The sequence below is a fragment of the Streptomyces sp. NPDC002676 genome (assembly GCF_053592455.1).
Map to the genome: position 1 here is coordinate 44,342 of NZ_JBSFVT010000002.1, position 20,391 is coordinate 64,732.

Sequence of the window (20,391 nt, forward strand, 5' to 3'; positions counted from 1 at the left end):
TGCCGCTTTGCTTCTTGGTCATCGAGGACGGCCGTCAATGTCGCGCTTCTTCGCCTTGGCCGGTCCCCCCGCGCCGCTGTGCGAGCGCTGCCCGCCTGGCGGGGACGCAGACGTGCGGTCACGGGTCGAGGCTCTACCGGCGGTCTTCGACTGCGCCGCGGCTCGGACTGCTGGGGGTTCGACATCCTCGGACACGTCGTTCGTGGTTCAGTCACGCCGACGAGTTCCCAGAAGCAGTCGTCCGACCCACCCGATGTCGTCGGCTCAGTGCCGGCCGCCAGGGTGCAGGACCACCGTGGTCCAGCCCTCGTCCCGGTTGTTGCCGGTCTGTGCCGGGTCCCTGTGTGCGATTCCGGTGAGACGGGATGAAAAGGCCCCCGTTCCCGCCCGCGGCCACTGGGTCGGCCATCTGGAGGACCGGCTGGCCGCCGCCCGGCTGCTGGAAGCCCGGCGGGGCGGCCGACAGCGCTGCGCACGAGCCGCATCACGCCGGCCACTCTGGGTATACGGGGCACATGAGAATGAGCCTGGTGGACGCCGGCTCCACCTTGAGGGCGTCTCGTACCCCTAATCTTCCTCACCAACGGCGAATTGGCCCCCTCAACGCGCTTGGCCGAGGCTGCGGTCACCAGGGCGCGGAACCTCTCCACCCCTTTCGGCGCCTCGTCTGAGTCATCAAATTGCAACGCCGTTAGAGGGAGCCGTGAAACGCCGAGCCCCCACGGGTGCTTCGGTGGGGCTCGACCTCTCACCCGCGCTCTCACACTGCCCCTATGACGGGGGGCATGACTGTGTGGGCCTGAGCAGGTGGAGGACCTCCCGGACACGGCGGCCGGGCCTGCGTCCATCCGACGCAGAGCCTGGTGCAGGCGACCGGGCCCGGTCGACGACCTCCGTGCGCAGTCCGGCCGCCCGGAGACCGGCCAGCGTCTTCTCGACGCCGCTCAGGTACGAGCGCACCATCAGCAGCCGCCCCGGGCGCAGGACCACCGGGGCCGCCGCGCAGATGCGGTCGATGAGCAGGCGGCCGTCCGTGCCGGTCCCTGGCGCGGGGCGCGGCCCGGGCACAGGGCTGCGGCCGAGGGCGGGCACATACGGCGGATTGACGATGACGAGATCGAAGTGACGGCCTGTCATGGCGGACGTCACTGTGTCGTACCCGCACCGCCTGCCCGTTCAGCAGGGCGTTGCACCAGGCCGAGGCGAGCGCCTCCAGGAGACGTCCACCGCCGTAACCCGGGCGCCCCGCTTCCGGTGTAGTTCTACTCCGAACGCGACGCAAGGGGCGTGGTGGGCCGGCAATGAACCGGCGGCGCCACACGGGTGCCCCTGCGCAGTGGACGGGACAACGGCGTCAGGCGAACGGACTGCGCGCCAGCTCGGTGAGCAGCTGGGCCGGGTCGGCGAACACGGCGTCGGCGCCGGCCTCCTCCAGCTCCGCGCGGGGAATGCCGCCACACAGCAGCGCCACGCACCGCACGCCCGCACGGGTGCCCGCCCGCATGTCCCACACCGTGTCGCCGACGAAGACGGCACGCTCCGCCGGTACGCCGGCCAGTTCCAGCGCCCGTTCGACGGGCTCGGGAGCCGGTTTGCCCTCGGAGACGTCGTCGGCGCTCGCTGTCGCCTTGATGGCGTCGTCCGCGTCGATCGCCCGCCGCAGCGCGGAGAGTTCGTCGTCGCTCGCCGAGGTGGCGAGGACGACCGTCCAGGCGTCGTCGGCCAGCCGCCGCAGCAGACGGCCCGCGTCCGGCAGCGCGGTCAGCCGCTCGAAGTACTGGGCGTAGAGGATCTTGTGCGCGGTGCTCAGGTCCTCCGCCTCGCCGGGGGCCAGGGCTGATTCTTCGCCCGCGCCGAGCAGATGGGCGACGAGGTCCTCGGAACCGAGCCCGACCGCACGGTGGATGGCGTGTGTCGGCACCCGGTGCCCGGCCTGGCGGAACGCCTCCCACCAGGTGACCACGTGCAGATGATTGGTGTCGACGAGGGTACCGTCCACGTCGAACAGGGCTGCCCGTTCCATGCCACTCAGACCTCTCGTTTCTCCAGCGGCCGCACTGCGGGACCCTGGAGGATGCGACCGTCGGAGGCGAAGCGGGAGCCGTGGCACGGACACTCCCATGCCTGCTCCGCGTGGTTGAAGGCGACGAGGCAACCAAGGTGGGTGCAGCGGGCCGAGACGGCGTGGAGCCGACCGCTGTCGTCCCGGTGGACGGCGCACTGGTGCCCGCCCACGCGCAGGACCGCTCCGTCTCCGGGGGCGAGGTCCTCGGGGGCGGGTGCGGTGACGGGCGGCAGCCGGTCCCCGACGAAGTGCTTGGCCACGTGGGCCTGGTGCTTGAGGAAGGACGCGCCTTCGCGGACGACGGAGGCCAGTCGGCGTGGGTCGTACAGGCCCGCCCATTCGACCTCTCGGCCCTCGACGAGGTCGGCGATCAGCAGGCCGGCCATGATGCCGCCGCTCAGGCCCCAGCCGCCGAATCCGGTGGCCACGTAGGTGTGGTGACTGCCGGGGTGGAACGGTCCGACGAGGGGTACGGAGTCGGTGGAGTCGTTGTCCTGGGTGGCCCAGCGGTGGGTGGGGGTCAGGCCGGGAAAGCGGTCGGTGGCCCAGGCGGTCAACCGGTCGAAGCGTTCCTCGACGTCGGCGGTGCCGGGGGCGCCGGGGGTGAAGTGTTCTCCGGTGACGAGCAGCAGTCGTTCGTCGTCCGTGTAGGGGGCGCTGCGCACGGAGCGGGTGTTCTGTTCGGGCGTGATGTACATGTCGCGCGGCGCCTGGTCCGCGTCGAGGGTGCCCGCGACGACAAGCTCACGCCGCGGGGAGAGGCGAGTGAAGAGCAGGGCACGGTCGAAGACCGGGTAGTGCGTGGCGACCACGACCTCGCGCGCCCGCACCACGACGCCGACGTCGGTCCGCAGGACGCAGGGTTCGCCTTGGGTGAGACCGGTGACGCGTGTCCCTTCGTACACAGCGCCGCCGCGCCGGCGCAGTTCTTCGGTGAGGGCGCGCAGGTACTTCACCGGATGGAACTGTGCCTGGCCGGTCACCCGTACCGCCCCGGCCACCGGGTAGGGCAGGTCCGTCCCGGTGACGAACTCCGTCGGCAGGCCCGCCTCGCGCGCCGCCTCGGCTTCCGCCCGAAGCTGGGCGACGTGCCCGGCACCTTCAGCGTAGGTGCAGGCCGCCGCCTCCTCCCACTCACACTCGATACCCAGGTCGTCGACGATCTCGGCGGCACGACGGATCGCCGCGGACTGCGAGTCGGCGTACAGCCGCGCGCCCTCGCGGCCGCGGGTGCGGCGCAGGTGGTCGTAGATCAGGGTGTGCAGCGCGGTCAGTTTGGCCGTCGTGTGGCCGGTGACTCCGGCGGCGATCCGGTCCGCCTCCAGTACGGCCACTTCGTGGCCGCGCCGGGCCAGCTCCCAGGCGGTGCTGAGCCCCGCGATACCTCCACCGATCACCGCGACCTCGACGGTGAGCTCCCCGGACGGCGGGGGAGCGGGATCGCCGCCCGGGGCGGTCTCCATCCAGTACGACCCCCGAAGTCCTTGCTCGGTGTTCATGGCCACCGAGTTCCCGTCCTGTCGAGGTGACACGCACCGGCGTGTTCGGGGTCGGCCCGGCACCTCCCACCCCTTTCTTCCGTTTCGCCGGAATCGTGCGCGGGGACCCGGCACTGACCGGCAACAGCCCACTCAGCTGCCTTCCGGTCCGCGGATTGGGGCGGCGTGAAAGGAGCGATCGTGAAGGCCGCCGTTTACGAAGGACCGCGTACCGTGACCGTCAAGGACGTGCCGGACGCGAAGATCGAGCACCCTTGCGACATCCTGGTCAGGATCACCACCACCAACATCTGCGGCTCGGACCTGCACATGTACGAGGGGCGGACGTCCTTCGAGGCGGGCCGCAGCATGGGGCACGAGAACCTCGGCGAGGTCGTGGAGGTCGGCTCCGCCGTCAGCAAGGTGAAGGTCGGCGACTATGTCGTCCTCCCCTTCAACGTCGCCTGCGGCTTCTGCAAGCAGTGTGAGCGGGGATTGACCAACTACTGCCTGACCATGCAGCCGGAACCCGCGCTCGCCGGAGCCGCTTACGGGTTCGCCGAGATGGGGCCGTACCAGGGCGGCCAGGCCGAGTACCTGCGCGTCCCGTACGGCGACTTCAACGCCCTGCGTCTGGGCGAGGACGCCGTCGAACGGCAGAAGGACTACGTGATGCTCGCCGACATCTTCCCCACGGGCTATCACGCCACCGAGATGGCCGGTGTCGGGCCTGGCGACCAGACCATCGTCTACGGCGCCGGACCGGTCGGGCTCATGGCCGCCTACTCGGCGATCCTCAGGGGCGCCGGCCGGGTGTGGGTCGCCGACCACCAGCAGGACCGGCTGCGCAAGGCCGAGGAGATCGGGGCCATCGCGATCGACACGACCAGCGAGGACCCGGCCCAGGTCGTGAAGGAGGCCACGCTCGGGCTCGGCGCCGACAACGGCTGCGAGTGCGTCGGCTACCAGGCCCACGACCCGAGCGGACAGGAGGACGCCGCCCTCACCCTGAACGGGCTGATCGACAGCGTCCGATTCACCGGCTCCCTCGGCGTGGTCGGCGTGTTCCTGCCCGAGGACCCGGGCGGCGCCGAGGCCCAGGGCGAGCAGGAGGCCCAGGGCAGGATTCCGTTCGACTACGGCCTGATGTGGTTCAAGGGCCAGCGCATGGGCACCGGCCAGGCCCCGGTGAAGAGGTACAACCGAGCCCTGCGCGACCTGATCGCCGGAGGCAGGGCCGAGCCGAGCTTCGTCGTCTCGCACGAGCTGAGCCTCGACGAGGCGCCGTCGGCTTACGAGCACTTCGACAACCGGGACGAGGGCTGGACCAAGGTGGTCCTGCACCCCGACCGCCACGGCTGAGACAGACGGGTCGGACGGCTCCTCAGGGACTCCTGAGGGGGATTCCCCCGCCCTCGTCCCGGTCGGCGCCCACCGCGTCGGCGGACCCGCAGCCGGGCGCGGGCACTCGGCATCAGCGCGCACCGTCAGGCGGCGGCGCCCGCCGGGACCGGCGCCTGGTGGTCCTGTGCCCCGAAGAGGGGCCGGGCCGGTTGGGACGCGCGGTGAGGATGTCCACCGTGGCAGGGGCCGGACGGGCCCCGTCCGACGGGGAGAGTCCCAGCTCGTCGGCCTCGTGATAGCGGGCGAGGGCGTCCGATGCGGGCGCTTCGTCATGGTGAAACCCATCGACCGTCCGCCTGCCCGGGCACTACGGATGGATGGGTGCTCTCCTGTCCCTGGCCTCAGCGGTCTGTTACGGCGTCGTCGACTTCGCCGGCGGGCCGCCGTCCCCCGGGCGCACTTCACGGTGGTCTCCTTCCTCGGGCAGATCGGCGGGCTGCTGCTCGCGCCGGCGACCGTGCCGACGCGCTGGAGGCGGCCGTCCCGGAACACCGCCGAGTCGTTCCCTTGAAGGCGGCAGACCAAGTGCTGCGCAGAACGCATTCAGCACACAAAAGGCCGGGAAACCCAGTGATTTCGAGAACTACGGAGGGGTGTTTCAAGGTCTCGGACCAGCTGCGCCGAGGCCGCCCGCACCCGCGCGGCTATCGAGGCGATCGGTGGGTTCCACGTCAACGACGCGCGGTACTTCTGCGGGCCCGCCCTCGCCCACGACTTCGATCCGCTCCCGGTCATCGTGAACGTCAGCGACCACGGCGCCAGTGGATACCGTGCCGCCGCTACGAGCGCGTGGAGCGCAACATGGGCGCCCGGATCACCACGGTGAAGCAGATCGGTTTCGCCCGTCCATATGCCACATGCCACGGCCGATTCCCCGCCACGGGCGGGGTCCGGCCGAACCGAATCCTGGTGATGGACCCCAGAGAGGGTGCCATTGCGCCTTTCAGGGGCGGGTACCCGGAGCTGCGGCATCGCGGAGATCCCCGGGAACGGCACGCCGCCTCCCGCACCGTCCGCGACTGAGGAAGGCGGCTATCCCTGATGACTCACACCCAACAAGCTTAGTTAATGGCGGCTGAGATAGGTGAGTACTGCGAGGACGCGGCGGTGGCCGCTGTCGGCCGGCGAGAGGCCGAGCTTGGCGAAGATGTTGCCGATGTGCTTGTGGACGGCGTTCTCGGTGATGACGAGCCGGGCCGCGATCGTGGCGTTGTCCTTTCCTTCGGCCATCAGGGCGAGAACTTCGCGTTCGCGTCGCGTGAGGGCGGCAATCGGGTCGTGGGCGTGGCGGGTGAGGAGCTGCCCGATCACCTCGGGGTCCATGACGGTACCGCCGGCGGCGACCCGCCGCAGCGCGTCGATGAACTCGCTCACCCGGCTCACCCGGTCCTTGAGAAGGTAGCCGACGCCGCCGCGTCCATCGGAGATCAGCTCGCCGGCGTACTGCTGCTCGACGTATTGGGAGAGGACGAGCACGGGCAGGCCGGGGTGTTGGCGGCGGGCGTGGATGGCGGCGTGGATGCCCTCGTCGCGGAAGGTTGGCGGCAACCGTACGTCGACGATGGTGACGTCCGGTCGGTGTTCGGTGACGGCGGCGACGAAGCCGGGGGCGTCCTGGGTGATCGCGGCGACGTGAAAGCCCTTGGCGGTCAGCAAGAGTTCAAGCCCATTGGACAGCAGGACGTTGTCCTCGGCGATCACGACCCGCACGCCAACCTCACAGTGATCGTGGTCGGGCCGCCGCTGGGGCTGTGGATGTGGACGGTGCCGTCGAGCGCCAGGACACGGTGGCGGATTCCGGCGATGCCGGTACCCAGCGTCTCGTCGGCGCCGCCGACTCCGTCGTCGGTGACCTCGATCGACAGCCGGTCACCGTCGCGTGCGACGCGGACGGTGGTCCGGGTGGCCTGGCTGTGCTTGGCAGCGTTGGTGAGTGCCTCGGAGATCGTGAAGTAGGCCACGGCTTCGACCGCGGCGGGGATCGTGCCGAGGTCGTTGATATCGAGGGTGGTGTCGATCGCCGATCGGGTCCCCAGGGCGGCCAGCGCCCCGGCGAGGCCGCGATCGGCGAGGATCGGCGGGTAGATCGTCCGGATCACCGCACGAAGCTCCCCCATGGCCTCCTCGGTACTCTCATGCGCTTCCTCCAAAAGTCTGGCCACCGTCTGGGGGTCCTCGCTCAGCAACTCACGGGCCACGCCCAGCCGCACCGCGATGGCCACCAGCCGGGCCTGGGTGCCGTCGTGCAGGTCACGTTCGATCCGGCGGAGTTCCGCGCCGTGCGCGTTCATGGCATCGGCCCGCGTCTCGGTCAGCGTCTCCACACGCTGCGCCAACCTCTCGGCGGTCGAGGGGGACAGCAACGCAACACAGATCCGGGCGTGTAGGCGCGCCAGCAGTGGAACCAGCCAGTAGGTCAGGGCCGCGAAGACGATGATTTGTGCGGTCCCCAAGGTCAACGCCGTGCCCCACCCGGACAGTGGAACACCGGCGGCGAAGCCGCCCGCGCGGGTACCGGCGGGCAACGCCCACCACAAGGGCACCGTGATGGCCGTGGCCACCGCGTTACCTGCGCACAGCACCACGACGAGCCCGAACGCCAGACTGGTCACGATGCATGTGCACAGCCACCCGAGAACACGCCACCTACCGACACGGACGGGACCGGAACGCGGAGAAAGCAGCAGCCGGTCGGCGCGGCGACGATGCCAGGACGCATAGGCGCGAGCCATCGTCGGGACGATGAGTACGGGCAGCGCGAACAGGGCGACCGCAGCGGTGAACAGGCTTCCCAGCAGATAACCCAGACCGCGCCACATCGCCGAAAGCCGACTGGCCCCATGATGGTTCATTCGCACAAGTCTGAGCCATGGCGACCGAGCCTGGCACTACAGCCCACTACCCCTTTTTCTCACCAGTGAGCGATACCGACTGCCCACCTCGGCCAGACCTAGCGTCAACGCCCATGATGAGTTCACCGAATCTTTCGCCGCGGCGGCGCGGCCGGTCCATCCGACAGAACCTGGTGCTGGCCGCCGTCGTGACCGCAACCCTTTCCGCCTGTGTGCCTGGCGCGACGGCCGCCCGGCAGCACGACGACCGAAACCAGCTCCGGCGCGACGCCGATGCGATCACCGCACTCGGCGTGACAGGAGTGCAGGCCCACCTGGTCACCTCGGGCGGCCGGAACCTGACCGCCACCAGCGGCGTCGCCGAGTTGACGGCCCGGCGGCCAGTCCCTCGGAATGGCCAGTTCCGGATAGCCAGCGTCACCAAGACGTTCGTGGCCACCGTAATCCTGCAACTCGTCGGCGACCGCAGGCTCTCCCTGGACGACTCGGTCGAACGATGGTTGCCCGGCGTGGTGTCAGGAAACGGCAATGACGGCCGCGCGATCACCATCCGCCAACTGCTCCAGCACACCAACGGCATCCACGACGACTACCCGGACTACACCTCGGCGGAGGACTTCCGCCAGCACCGATACGACACCTACACACCCGAGCAGACCATCGCCCGGGCGATGCGCCACCGCCCGGACTTCCAGCCCGGCAAGCACTGGAGTTACGGCAACACCGGTTACGTCCTGCTCGGCATGATCATCAAACGGGTCACCGGGCACCCCTGGCATGAGGAGGTAAGGGAACGGATCGTCCGGCCGCTCGGCCTCGATCACACCTTCTGGCCGGGTACTTCACCCAAGCTGCCCCAGCCACATGCCGAGACCTATCAGAAGTTCAAGGCCGGCGAGCCGCTGGTGGACGTCACCGAGCAGGTCGGCTCGGGCACCAATGGAGAGGCCGGGCTCGTCTCCACCACCGCCGATCTCAACCGATTCTTCCGCGCCCTGCTCGGCGGCCGGCTCCTGCCGCCGGCCCAGCTGACGCAGATGAAACAGACCATCCCGGTCAGCAAGGAGTTCGAGCAGCTCATGCCGGGCGCCCGTGACGGGCTGGGGCTCTTCTCACGCCCGCTGTCCTGCGGCGGGGTGTACTGGGGCCACGAGGGCGGCGACGCCGGCTGGATCAGCGCCGACGGCGTCACCGCCGACGGCCGGCGCAGCGTCACGGTCTCATTGTCGGGTGTCCTCGCCGACTCCGCGGACGACGTCCTGCGCGTGGAACAGGCCGTGAGCAAGCTGGTCGACGACGCCCTGTGCACGACGCCGGGCGCCGACCATCAGCGGCGTTGAGGTCCTCCGCATGGAGCGGGTACGGGACATCTGCGCGGCGCACGGTCCGGAATCAGGAAGGCCGGGCGGCGACGGCGGCATCTGCACTCCCGCAGCGGATCCGGCGCCATCTTGACTACATCGCCTGGCTGGTCGATGGATGCAACACCGGCTCCGGAGTCAACCCCCGAAGGATTCCCGGAGCCAACCACTGAGCACTCCCCGCGCAGCCTGGGCGATTCTCGTGTGGCCAGGGCGCGCCGTGAGCGGCGCGGTTCCCATAGAGGAAGGGTGCGATCGCGGATCAAGAGCACTCCGAAAGCATCACAGGAAGGGCGGAGCGCACGGGGCGCCGACCGTACCGTGCGCGCCAGCGTAGCCAACCTCACTCAGGAGCCCCACCGGAGCACTCCGGTGGGGCTCCTGCGTCTCACGCGCGCTCTCACAGACGCCCCTATGACGGGGGGACGCTGGATGCCGTTCTGACCAAGTCGAAGACCCCTCGGGCGGCATATCGCTTGAGGCATCGGATGATCTCACGTCGGGTCTTGCCCTCCTGGGTGGGACCGACTCCGCACAAAGCGGCGAAGGACGCCTCGGTGTTCAGCCGCTCGGGGTTGTCTCCCATGGTGATCAGGAGAGTGACGGCGCTGTCCGGGCCGATGCCCACCGGTACGAGCAGTTGCGGGGCGTGGCGTTCGACGAGCCGGGTCAGGCGCCGGTTCAGCTCATCGATCTGTCCGGTGAGCTGCAAGATGCGCTGGGCCAGCAGGCTCAGGGTGATGTGGGTGGCCTGGGCCACGGCGTCCTCGTCGTCCCCGTCGGGCAGGCTGAGGCGTGCGCAGGTGCGGAACAACTCGCGGTTGCCCAGGCTGGACAGTCGTTCCCGCAGGGCCGGGTCGGCTATGCCCAGGACAGCTTTTAGCTGGTTGATCGACTGGGTGCGAGCCTTGACCGCGGAGTCTTTGGCGAGTTTGAACATCCGGGCGGTGTGCACCGGACCGTCGCCGGTTTTGGCCTGGGCCCGGGCGCGACCACTGAGCACAGCCCGTGCAGCAGCCTGCGCATCGAGCGGGTCCGACTTCCCAAGCAGACGGCGGGCCGTGCGGTCAGGCCGGTTCACTTCGTACACCTGGACGCGCTGAGCCAGCAGGTAGCGAGACAGGCCCGCACCGAAGGTGCCGGTGCCCTCCACACCGGCCCGGCGCACCGCCCCCAGCTTGCGGGCCCAGACAAGCAGCCGACGGTAGCCGGCCGCCGTGACCGAAAGGGACTCGGTGCCCAGGACCTTCCCCAGCGGGGAGACCACGGCGGCAACGTGAACTTCGCCGTGCGTGTCCACGCAGCGGGACAGGGCCGGGGCACCGGTCAGGCCGCAGCGCAGGGCGCGAGTCCTCTTGTGTCTGTCCGTCCTGCGGGCCGACTGTCCGACGTGCCGTACGGCGATGGCCGGGCCGCGAGGCGGGCCCGGCCGTGTCAGGCCATTGGATCGAGTGGATCGAGGAACGTGAGCACAGAGGCGTCCTCCTCGATCAACGGCGCCAGTGCAGTGTTGAACGGGCCCCCGTACGACGCGTTCAGGTGGGTCTGGAAGGCTTCCTCGTCGCAGTACACCTCGAAGATCCGGTAGGCGCGTGGGCTGGATGCCTTGGTGTAGACGTCGAAAACGAGGTTGCCGTCCTCCTCGCGCACCTTCCGGGCATAGTCCCGCAGCAGGCGGGCGACGTCGTCCTCGGTTCCTTCGCGGGCGGTGAACTCGGCGAGCAGGGTCTTCTTCACTGTGTCGTGTCCTTGAGTCGTGGGCTGTGGCCGTTGTGACCGATCGCTCAGTCGCGGTAGGAGCCGAGGTGCCGGACGCTTGCCTGTTCCAGCTTCACCGAACCGTTCTCGGCGAAGACCTGCACTCCCTGGCTGGCGGGATCGGGGAAGATCTGGTCGGTGATCACCGTCTCGCCGCTCCCGCCGAAGACCTCGACGGATGACCAGTCGACGAGGATCCGCAGCTTCACCTTGCCGTTGCCGGCCTGCAGCGGTGCCCGCTGGACACCGGGGAAGGCGCTGCTGAAGTCCACGGCTCCGGAGTGGGTACGGTCCAGGTACAGCTCCCGCGTCGTGGTGTCATACCCGATGGCGGTCTCCTCTCCCCCAGCGCCGGTGCGCACCTTCAGACCGAACCGTTCGGCGTCCTTGAGGGAGAAGGTCGCCTCGATGTCGAGTGCTTTGCCCTCGGCCTCCGGCCCGATCAGCGGCTGTGAGGTGCTCGTGACCGTGACGCCGGTCGCGGTCGCCGCGTCCCCCCGCCGCAGAGAAGCCAGGCTGTTCACGGGCTTGCTGATCAGCCGGATCCCGCCGTCGATGGTACGCAGGGCCATCTCCCGGGGAACACTCTGCGCACTGCGCCAGGGCGAGGTGGGGATGGAGCCCCCGTACTCCCAGTCGTTCATCCAGCCGATCATGTACCGCTTGTCGCCGGGGGCGTTCTGCCAGGACACCGCCGCGTAGTAGTCCTTGCCGTAGTCGGCCCAGTCGGCGCGCTCCACCACGGACTTGGCGGGGGTGTCGGCGGCGGTGAACCGATCGGCCAGGATGTGGCCCCAGCCGCCGGAGTTCATGTCGACGATCTGGATCTGTGCCTTCTTGCCCGCGTAAGGGCGCAGGTCGAAGGAGGCCCAGTCCAGGCCCTCACTGTCGGAACCGGTCGCGCTGCGCACCACCTTGCCGTCGACCAGCAGATCGACCGACGCCTCCCGGGACACCGGCCAGGCCTGGGTGTCGGACAGCACGATGTGGTCGGCGTTGATGTGGCCCCAGCCGCCGGTGTTGTCGTCGACGATCCTGATCTGCGCCTTCTTGCCGGCGAGGTCGCGCACGTCCCAGGAGTCCCAGTTGAGGGCTTCGGCCTCGTCCCCGGTGGCGCTGCGCACCACCTTGCCGTCGACGAGGAGTTCGACGGCGGTGGGATCGGCGTCGCCGGCCGGGTGGTGGCCGCCGCCGATGAGGAAGTCGATGTAGTCCTTGTCGATGGTGAACTCGGGGGACGTGAGCGTGCCGGTGCTGGAGTCGCCGTTCAGATAGGTGTTGACCAGGCCGTCGCCCAGCCATCCGGAAACCTCTTGCTGGGCGGGGAGGGTGCCCGTGGCCGGTGCGGTTCCGAAGGCGTCCCCGGTCTTCGTCCAGTCGCCGTAGGTGCCGCCTTCGAAGTCGGCGAGGACCGTCCCCTCGGGGGGAGTTCCCCGCTCCATGACGGTTCCGTCCACGTGCGGATGCCGTCCCCCGCCGACCTTGAAGTTCAGGTACGGGCTGTCGACCGTGAAGGAGGGTGAGGTGAGGGTGCCGGTGGCGGAGTCTCCGCCGTGGAAGCTGTTGGCGAGGCCCTGCCCCTCGAAACCGTCGACGGTTCCCTGCCCGTCGACCGCACCGTTTGCCGGTCCCTGGCCGAACGCGGTCCCGGTGGTCGTCCACGCACCGAAGTCGGTCCCTTCGAAGTCCTGTACGACCGTGCCCGCGGGCGGGGTGTACGTGCCCTTGTCCTCGACCGTGAACTTCGTGCCGTCGAAGTCACCGATGAAGTACTGGGTGCCCGAACCACCGCTGATGCCCCCGGGGTTGATGTTGACGACCAGGACCCACTTGACATGGTTCTCGTCCCCGTCGACCGCCAGCGGGAACAGGTCGGGGCACTCCCACAGACCGCCCGTGGCACCGGCCGGCCCGAACTCGCTGAGTAGCTTCCAGTCCTTGAGGTTCTTCGACGAGTAGAACCTCACCTTGTGCTCGGTGGGCAGCGACACCGTCATCAGCCAGCTCTTGGTCGGCGCGTACCACTGGACCTTGGGGTCACGGAACTCCTTGGACCCGATGTCGAGCACCGGATTGCCCTGGTACTTGGTCCAGGTTCGGCCGCGGTCGAGGCTGTAGGCCAGTGACTGCGCCTGCTTGCCCGTGCCCTTGAAGTCGCTGGTGTAGATCGCCACCATGGGCGGGTTCGTCTTCGTGCCGAAACCGGTGGTGTTGTTCCAGTCGACGACCGCACTGCCGGAGAACACCATCTCCTTGTCGTCGTACGACAACGCGAGCGGCAGATCCTTCCAGTGCACGAGGTCCGTGCTCACCGCGTGCCCCCAGGACATGTTCCCCCACGAGTTGCCGCCGGGGTTGTACTGGTAGAAGAGGTGGTACTCGCCCATGTAGTACACAAGGCCGTTGGGGTCGTTCATCCAGTTCTTCTGCGGGGAGAAGTGGAACTGGGGGCGGTAGGTCTCGGAGTACGGCGGGGTGTCGGCGGCGACGGCCTGGGGGACGAACGGGACGGCGGACAGGGCGCAGACAGTGGCCACCGCCGCGATCAGCCGCATGCGGGCAGGCCGGGATACGCGTCCAGAGCTCATCGAGGTCTCCTGTGATGCGGCCGTCCGCGCGGCGAAGCGGGCAGCCCCGGCACGGACGGACCGAGAAGTGACGCCCTGGCCGACCGTCGTCCACATCGCCGACCAGGGGTGTCATCGATGACTTATGTCATCGATGACATTGAGTGGCCAGATGATGGGCTCAATCCGACCGGCCCGTCAACCGTTCGGACGTGATTGCCCCGGCACGGCCCGCGCGCTCGTCATGCGCCGCCCGACGTCGCGAGCTGCCCCAGCCTGCTTTGCCACGGCGGGTTGGGGCCGGCCACCGAGCAGGTCAGGGCCGCCACCTGGATGGCGAACGCGGCGGCTTCCGCGACCTCGTCGAGACGGAGGTCCGTCAGCCGGCCGCCGAGGAGTCCGCGAGCGCCGAGGTGATGCAGCAGACCGGCGGTGAAGGAGTCCCCCGCTCCGACCGTGTCGACGACCCGCGTCGCCACGGCGGGCACCTGCACCCGTTCACCGTCGAGTGAGGCCAGGGCGCCGTCGGCGCCGCGCGTGATCACGACGAGCCGCGCTCCTGCGGCATGCCAGGTGTCGCACGCCTGCTCGGGCGGGGTACCGGGCAGCAGGAGTTCCAGGTCGTCCTCGCTCAGACGCAGCACGTCGGCGAGGCCGCACCAGTGCCGGAGTCTCGCGCGGTAGACCTCGGGACGCACCAGCAGGGGGCGGACGTTGGGATCGATGCTGATGGTGGCCCGGGAGGAGGCCGCTGCCAGGAACTCCTCCACCACCGTCGCCCCGGGCTCCAGGACCAGGGCCAGCGAACCGGTGTGCACGCAGGCGGTCTCGGACAGGTCCACCCTGGCCAGTTCCTCGTTGGTCCACTGCCAGTCGGCGGTGGCCTGTGCGTGGAAGGAGAACGCGGCCTGCCCCTTCGCGTCCAGCTCGGCGACCGCGAGCGTGCTGGGCTCCTCGGCCGGGACGGCGTACGACAGGTCCACCCCGGATGCCTTCAGATGAGCCCCGAACAGCCGGCCGAACACATCGCCGGACAGCCGCGCGAGGAAGCGGGCCGGGGTGCCGAGCCGGGCGAGGGCCACGGCCGTATTGGCGGGTCCGCCGCCGGGCAGCACCCGCAGGGCGAGTTCGGTCGACGTGCCGGCGGGTTCGACGAACGCGTCGGCGACGCATTCACCCAGGACGGTGATCTGACGCGGGCTCATGGGCGGCTCTTCTCTGCGAACGTGTGGGCAAACGGGGGCGTCCTGACACAGACCGCTGATCAGCTGGGCTCGGTTAGCGACTGGGGCGTTGCCGATTTGTGACAGGTGCAAGGCATTGACGTTGCCGGAGACGGAGTCCATCATCCTCGGCAAGCAGTGTCAACGATGACATAAGTCAACGTTGACACCCGACGGCATACCTCGATGCCGACCGGACCGCCCGCAATTCCGCAGGAGTCAGTCATGTCTCGCACCCTTCGTCTGCCCCTCTCCCTCATCAGAGCCGCCGCGTGCACGGGCATCGCGGCCCTCACGATGACGGCGTGCGGATCCGGCTCCGGATCGGGCTCCGGCGCCGCCGGCTCGGGCAACGTCAAGGTCGGTCTGGTCACCAAGACCGACACCAACCCGTTCTTCGTGAAGATGAAGGAGGGCGCGGAGAAGGCCGCCAAGGAGAACGGTGCCCAACTGGTCACCGCCGCGGGCAGGTTCGACGGTGACAACGCCGGTCAGGTCACCGCCATCGAGAACATGGTCGCCTCGGGTGTGAAAGGCATCCTGATCACCCCCAGCGACTCGAAGGCGATCGTGCCCGCGATCCAGAAGGCCCGCGCCAAGGGCGTCCTGGTCATCGCCCTGGACACCCCGACCGACCCGCAGAGCGCGGTCGACGCCCTCTTCGCCACCGACAACCTCAAGGCCGGCGAGATGATCGGCGAGTACGCCAAGGCCGCCATGAAGGGCAGGACCGCCAAGATAGCCACCCTCGACCTCGCGCCGGGCGTCTCCGTCGGAGTCCAGCGGCACAACGGCTTCCTCAAGGGCTTCGGTGTCGGCGAGAAGGACCCGGCGGTCGTCTGCTCCCAGGACACGGGCGGTGACCAGGCCAAGGGCCAGACCGCGATGGAGAACTGCCTGCAGAAGGCGCCCGGCATCAACCTCGTCTACACCATCAACGAACCCGCGGCCCTCGGCGCGTACACCGCACTCAAGGCCAAGGGTCGGGAGAAGGACGTCCTGATCGTGTCCGTCGACGGCGGCTGCACCGGCACCCAGGCGGTCAAGGACGGCAAGATCGCCGCGACGTCGCAGCAGTACCCGCTGAAGATGGCCGCCGAGGGCGTCAAAGCCGTCGTGACGTACGCCAAGGACGGCAAGAAGGCGTCCGGTTACACCGACACCGGCGCCACGCTGATCTCCGACAAGACGCAGCCGGGGGTCGCCTCCAAGGACACCGCCTACGGCCTGGAGAACTGCTGGGGCTGAGCCGCCCGCCTCGCCGCTTCCCTCGTCCTTCCACAAGGACCTCTGTCTTCCGACAAGGACTTCGCATGACCGCCACGTCCACGCCACCCTCCACATCGACGCCGTACGCCGAGCTCAAAGCACCGACCACGGCCCGCAGACTGCTCACGCAACCGACCACCGGCCCGCTGCTCGCCCTTCTTCTGGCCTGTGTCTTCTTCTCCGTCTCGACCGACCAGTTCCTCACGGGCGGGAACTTCTCGCTGATCGTGCAGCAGGTCATGGTGGTCGGCACACTGGCCATCGGCCAGACGCTGATCATCCTCACGGCGGGCATCGACCTGTCGTGCGGGGCCGTGATGGCGTTCGGCAGCATCGTGATCGCCAAGATGGCGGCCGAGGGCTCCGTGCCGCCGCTGGTCGCCATTGCTCTGGGCCTGGCCGTCTGCGGCGGCTTCGGCCTGCTCAACGGGCTCCTGGTGCAGAAGATCCCGCTGCCGCCGTTCATCGTGACCCTCGGCATGCTCAACGTGGCGTTCGCGCTGACCCACATCTACTCGGAGGAGCAGACGGTCACCAGCCTGCCCGGCCCGCTGACGGCCCTCGGCAAGACCTTCCCGCTCGGCCACACCGACATCACCTACGGCTCCCTGGTCACCATCGCCCTCTTCCTCCTCCTCACCTACGCGCTGGGCAACACCGGTTGGGGCCGGCACGTCTACGCCCTGGGCAACAGCCAGGAGGCGGCCCGGCTGAACGGCATCCGCACCTCCCGGCTGACCATCGGCGTCTACACCGTGGCCGGACTGCTCTACGGCATCGCCGCCCTGCTGCTCATCTCCCGCACCGGAGTCGGCGACCCCCAGGCCGGGCAGACCGACAACCTCGACAGCATCACCGCCGTGGTCCTCGGTGGCACCAGCCTCTTCGGCGGACGCGGGTCGGTCCTCGGCACCTTCATCGGCGTCCTCATCGTCGGCGTGTTCCGCAACGGCCTGCAACTGATGGGCGTCGCCTCCATCTACCAGACCCTGATCACCGGCGTCCTGGTGATCCTCGCGGTGACCGTCGACCAGATCTCCCGGAAGAAGGCCGCATGAGCGCCGTCACCCCCACCCCCGTCCTGCAGGCCCGCGGTCTGGTCAAGCGCTACGGCCATGTCACCGCCATCGACGGCGCCGACTTCGACCTGCTGCCCGGCGAGGTGCTCGCCGTCATCGGCGACAACGGAGCCGGCAAGACCAGCCTCATCAAAGCCCTCACCGGCGCTGTCGTCCCCGACGCGGGCGAGATCCGCCTGGGCGGGGAACCCATCCAGTTCTCCGGTCCGCAGAGCGCGCGCGCCCACGGCATCGAGACGGTCTACCAGGACCTCGCCGTGGCCGCTTCCATGGACATCGCGTCGAACATGTTCCTCGGCCGCGAGCTTCGCCGGCCGGGCGTCCTCGGCAGCGTCTTCCGCATGCTGGACAAGAAGCGCATGCGCCAGGAGGCCGCCGAGCAGATGGCCGATCTGAAGATCGGGCTACGTTCGCTCACACAGCCGGTCGAGACCCTCTCCGGCGGCCAGCGGCAGGCAGTGGCGGTGGCCCGTTCCGTCGCCTGGGCGCGCAGCGTCGTCATCATGGACGAACCAACCGCCGCCCTCGGCGTGAGGGAGTCCGGCCAGGTCCTGGACCTCATCCGCCGCGTCCGTGACAAGGGCATGCCGGTCGTTCTGATCAGCCACAACATGCCTCACGTCTTCGAGATCGCCGACCGGATCCACGTCCACCGGCTGGGCAGGCGGGTCGCTCTGATCAAACCCTCCGACCACTCCATGGCGGAGGTCGTCGCGATCATGACCGGTGCGCTGACCGTGGATGAGGCCGGAGGTACTGTCGTAGCGGATTCCGAGGCCGTGAAGGCCGCCGGAGTCCAGGCCACCTGATCCGACGACCGAAGCACTCACAGGTTCCGGCCGAGGCCGAGGCCGGAACCGCCGAGCACAGGAGACGTTTGCTCCATGGCAGCGAACCGCCGCCCCACGCTGGCCGACGTCGCACGTGAAGTGGGCGTCAGCGCCAAGACAGTCTCCCGCGTCCTCAACGAGGACGGACCCGCCTCGGCGCAGACCAGGGAACAGGTGCTCGCCGCCGTGGCCAAGCTCGGCTTCCAGCCGAACCTGATGGCACGCAACATCCGCGTCGGCGGACCGGACACCACCATCGGACTGGTCGTCCCGGACCTCGGCAACCCCTTCTTCGGTGCCGTGGCCCGCAGCATCGAGGACACCGTCCGAGGCCGCGGACTGACCCTGCTCATGGGCTCCTCCGCCGACGACCCCGACCGCGAACGCAACCTGACGGACAAGTTTCTCGCCCGCCGCGTCAGCATCCTGATGATCACCCCGTCGGTGGGTGCCGACCACGCCTACCTCAGATCCCACCGCGCTGCCGGGATGCCCGTGGTCTTCCTCGACCGGCCGGGAGCGGGCCTGGCCACGGACAGCGTCGTCAGTTCCAACCGTGCAGGGGCCCACGACGGCGTCGCCCACCTGATCTCCCACGGGCACCGGCGCATCGGCTTCGTCGCCGACCTCCCCACCAACCTCTACACCCGCCGCGAACGCCTGGCCGGATACCGCTCGGCCCTCCAGGAAGCGGGCCTTGCCCACGACCGCTCCCTGGTCGCCAACGCCCACGACCAGTACGGGGCCGCCACCGCCACCTCCCAACTGCTCGGCCTGCCGAATCCCCCCACCGCCCTGTTCGCCGGCAACAACATCGTCGCCCTGGGCATCGTCACCGAACTCTCGCGCACCGGCCGCAAGGACGTCGCCGTCGTCGCCTTCGACGACGTACCGCTCGCCGAGGCACTCGAACCGGCCCTGACCGTCGTCGCCCAGGACCCCGAGGAGATCGGCAGGACGGCCGCGGCCACCGCCCTGGCACGCCTCGACGGCGACCGCTCCCGAGCCCGCACCCTCACCGTGCCCACGCGACTGATCGTCCGGGGCTCGGGGGAGCACCCTGCCCCGGTGGCGTAGGAAGCGCGACCTGAAGCAGGCAGTCCTGGACCACGTCGACGCCGGCACGAACGGAGCGGAGTCCGACGCACACCAGTGCTTGGACCGTCACCGCCGGGACGGAGGCGCCCAGTGAGGATGCGGCCTCCCTTCGCGTGGCAGCGAGAGTATTCCCGGCCAACCGGCCTCGACCGTCCAGGTGCTGGGGGCGCCGAAGCATTCCTCGTCCCTGGGGCCGAGGAGTTGGGCTGTTCCCGCGCGGAACTCACCGCCCTGCTCTCGACCTGGCCGTAGACGGGGCAGTCGGCGCCGTCCGCCGGGCTGCATCCCGTCGTGGCCGGCTCCGCGCAGAAGCGCCCCGCCGGGACGCTTCCCGACGGGGCCTCGTCGTATCAGGCGCTCTCACACTGCCCCTATGACGGGGGTTGCGACTGCACAGGTCTGACCAGGTGGAAGACCTCCCGGGCCGCGTAGCGCTTGAGGCTGCGGACTATCTCGGGCCGGGTCTTCCCCTCCTTGCTGCGGCGTTCGTAGTACTCCTGGGTGCGCGGGTCGACGCGCAGGCGAGTCTGCACGATCCGGTGCAGGGCCGCGTTCGCTTGCCGGTCGCCGCCCCGGTTGAGGCGCCGGTAGGTCGCCGCCGCCATCGACCGGGTCGACCAGTGCGTGGCGTTCGCCGGCTTCTCCTCCAGCGTCTTGACGATGACCCGCTCCACATCAGCGTCCGTGATCTTCCTGGGGACACCTGGCCTGGGCTCGTCGGACAGGCCGTCCAGACCGCGGTCGAGGAAGCGCCTTCGCCAGGTGCGGACCGTGTCCGGAGCGACCTTCAGCCGCCGTGACACCTCCATGATCGAGTGTCCCTGGGCGCACTCCAGCACGATCCGGGACCGCAGGGCCAGAGCCTGAGCCGTCGACCGGCGACGCACCCACCCCTCAAGCACAGCACGCTGGGCATCCGTTACCGACAACGGCGGGATCTTCGGTCCACGACGATTCACACCAAACCAACGATGAACCTCTGACTCAGGTCACTAGGTGCCCTGCTGGCGATTCCCGTCACCGGCATCATCCAGGTCGTCCTCGGTGACATCTGGGCTCACCGCGGCGGCCGGCCACTGGGGCTGCCGACACGGACAGACAACACCCCCGAGGACGCCGACCGTTCCGACGCCCCCGAATAACGGCTTAACGGGATCCGGCAGCCCACGCGCAACAAGGAGTTCGCTCAGGTCGACGATGCTTCTCCGCTTCCCCGGCTCGGGCGGAACGTGAGTGCGGCCCTGATGAATGTGCCGATGCCCCAGATCGCCCCGCCCAGTTGGTCGCGCCGCACGACGCCGGCGTCGCCCTCACGACCGCGCCCACTACGATGCCCGCGAAGGACCGCTCGCCGGCCGACGGCCCGCGGAGGTGGCGGGATGCCGCCGCTCGCCGACGCCCGGTAGG

At 69.3% G+C, this 20,391-nt stretch carries 15 protein-coding genes and 2 pseudogenes; 6 read left to right on the top strand and 11 right to left on the bottom strand.

The features are described 5' to 3' along the window. Nucleotides 1-771 precede the first annotated feature (771 nt). From ACWD3E_RS07270 to ACWD3E_RS07280, 3 genes are all read right to left on the bottom strand, one after another. The gene (locus ACWD3E_RS07270; protein ID WP_451386561.1) at nucleotides 772-1,137 is read right to left on the bottom strand and encodes a hypothetical protein; all 366 of its coding nucleotides are present in this window, start codon (nucleotides 1,135-1,137) and stop codon (nucleotides 772-774) included. Between the two features lie 217 nt (nucleotides 1,138-1,354). Continuing rightward, on the bottom strand, nucleotides 1,355-2,023 hold the full coding sequence (locus ACWD3E_RS07275; RefSeq protein WP_451386562.1) for an HAD family hydrolase: 669 nt from the start codon (nucleotides 2,021-2,023) through the stop codon (nucleotides 1,355-1,357). 5 nt (nucleotides 2,024-2,028) lie between these two features. Beyond that, complete coding sequence (locus ACWD3E_RS07280; protein WP_451386563.1) at nucleotides 2,029-3,564, bottom strand: FAD-dependent oxidoreductase; 1,536 nt, start codon at nucleotides 3,562-3,564, stop codon at nucleotides 2,029-2,031. A gap of 180 nt (nucleotides 3,565-3,744) precedes the next feature. Here ACWD3E_RS07280 and ACWD3E_RS07285 point away from each other — a divergent pair, with 180 nt between their 5' ends. Further along, nucleotides 3,745-4,905, top strand: a complete 1,161-nt coding sequence (locus ACWD3E_RS07285; RefSeq protein WP_451386564.1) for a glutathione-independent formaldehyde dehydrogenase — start codon at nucleotides 3,745-3,747, stop codon at nucleotides 4,903-4,905. A 1,107-nt stretch (nucleotides 4,906-6,012) separates the two neighbouring features. Here ACWD3E_RS07285 and ACWD3E_RS07290 read toward each other — a convergent pair. Then, a complete protein-coding gene (locus ACWD3E_RS07290) occupies nucleotides 6,013-6,657 on the bottom strand; it encodes a LuxR C-terminal-related transcriptional regulator (protein ID WP_451386565.1) in 645 nt (214 codons plus the stop codon). After that, nucleotides 6,645-7,799 (bottom strand): histidine kinase, encoded by a 1,155-nt coding sequence (locus ACWD3E_RS07295; protein ID WP_451386566.1) that lies wholly within the window; start codon nucleotides 7,797-7,799, stop codon nucleotides 6,645-6,647. Before ACWD3E_RS07295 ends, ACWD3E_RS07290 begins: the two co-directional genes overlap by 13 nt. 188 nt (nucleotides 7,800-7,987) lie before the next feature. Here ACWD3E_RS07295 and ACWD3E_RS07300 point away from each other — a divergent pair, with 188 nt between their 5' ends. After that, nucleotides 7,988-9,139 carry a serine hydrolase domain-containing protein gene (locus ACWD3E_RS07300; protein ID WP_451386567.1) on the top strand — a complete coding sequence of 384 codons (1,152 nt, stop codon included), beginning with the start codon at nucleotides 7,988-7,990 and terminating at the stop codon, nucleotides 9,137-9,139. A 433-nt stretch (nucleotides 9,140-9,572) separates the two neighbouring features. Here ACWD3E_RS07300 and ACWD3E_RS07305 read toward each other — a convergent pair whose 3' ends face one another. The 4 genes from ACWD3E_RS07305 to ACWD3E_RS07320 form a co-directional block, all read right to left on the bottom strand. Next, on the bottom strand, nucleotides 9,573-10,460 hold the full coding sequence (locus tag ACWD3E_RS07305) for an IS110 family transposase (RefSeq protein WP_451386568.1): 888 nt from the start codon (nucleotides 10,458-10,460) through the stop codon (nucleotides 9,573-9,575). Between the two features lie 134 nt (nucleotides 10,461-10,594). Further along, nucleotides 10,595-10,897, bottom strand: a complete 303-nt coding sequence (locus ACWD3E_RS07310; RefSeq protein ID WP_451386569.1) for a putative quinol monooxygenase — start codon at nucleotides 10,895-10,897, stop codon at nucleotides 10,595-10,597. A gap of 47 nt (nucleotides 10,898-10,944) precedes the next feature. Next, the gene (locus ACWD3E_RS07315) at nucleotides 10,945-13,506 is read right to left on the bottom strand and encodes a GH32 C-terminal domain-containing protein (RefSeq protein WP_451386570.1); all 2,562 of its coding nucleotides are present in this window, start codon (nucleotides 13,504-13,506) and stop codon (nucleotides 10,945-10,947) included. Nucleotides 13,507-13,727: 221 nt separating this feature from the next. Continuing rightward, nucleotides 13,728-14,690, bottom strand: coding sequence for a carbohydrate kinase family protein (locus ACWD3E_RS07320; RefSeq protein WP_451386571.1), 963 nt, complete (start codon nucleotides 14,688-14,690; stop codon nucleotides 13,728-13,730). 243 nt (nucleotides 14,691-14,933) lie between these two features. On the opposite strand from ACWD3E_RS07320, the gene ACWD3E_RS07325 reads away from it, so the two are divergent. The 4 genes from ACWD3E_RS07325 (at nucleotide 14,934) to ACWD3E_RS07340 (ending at nucleotide 18,963) form a co-directional block, all read left to right on the top strand. After that, the gene (locus ACWD3E_RS07325; RefSeq protein ID WP_451386572.1) at nucleotides 14,934-15,956 is read left to right on the top strand and encodes a substrate-binding domain-containing protein; all 1,023 of its coding nucleotides are present in this window, start codon (nucleotides 14,934-14,936) and stop codon (nucleotides 15,954-15,956) included. Nucleotides 15,957-16,021: 65 nt separating this feature from the next. Beyond that, entirely contained in the window at nucleotides 16,022-17,035 is a 1,014-nt protein-coding gene (locus ACWD3E_RS07330; protein ID WP_451386573.1) for an ABC transporter permease, read from the top strand. After that, nucleotides 17,032-17,865, top strand: a complete 834-nt coding sequence (locus ACWD3E_RS07335; protein ID WP_451386574.1) for an ATP-binding cassette domain-containing protein — start codon at nucleotides 17,032-17,034, stop codon at nucleotides 17,863-17,865. The genes ACWD3E_RS07330 and ACWD3E_RS07335 overlap by 4 nt, the downstream gene beginning before the upstream one ends. 75 nt (nucleotides 17,866-17,940) lie before the next feature. Next, nucleotides 17,941-18,963, top strand: a complete 1,023-nt coding sequence (locus ACWD3E_RS07340; protein WP_451386575.1) for a LacI family DNA-binding transcriptional regulator — start codon at nucleotides 17,941-17,943, stop codon at nucleotides 18,961-18,963. Between the two features lie 392 nt (nucleotides 18,964-19,355). Here the strand turns inward: ACWD3E_RS07340 and ACWD3E_RS07345 are convergent. Then, a pseudogene (locus ACWD3E_RS07345) lies at nucleotides 19,356-19,568 on the bottom strand (IS110 family transposase); the annotation flags it as partial. Nucleotides 19,569-19,625: 57 nt separating this feature from the next. Next, nucleotides 19,626-19,793, bottom strand: a pseudogene (locus ACWD3E_RS07350) (helix-turn-helix domain-containing protein); the annotation flags it as partial. Nucleotides 19,794-20,391: the final 598 nt, after the last annotated feature.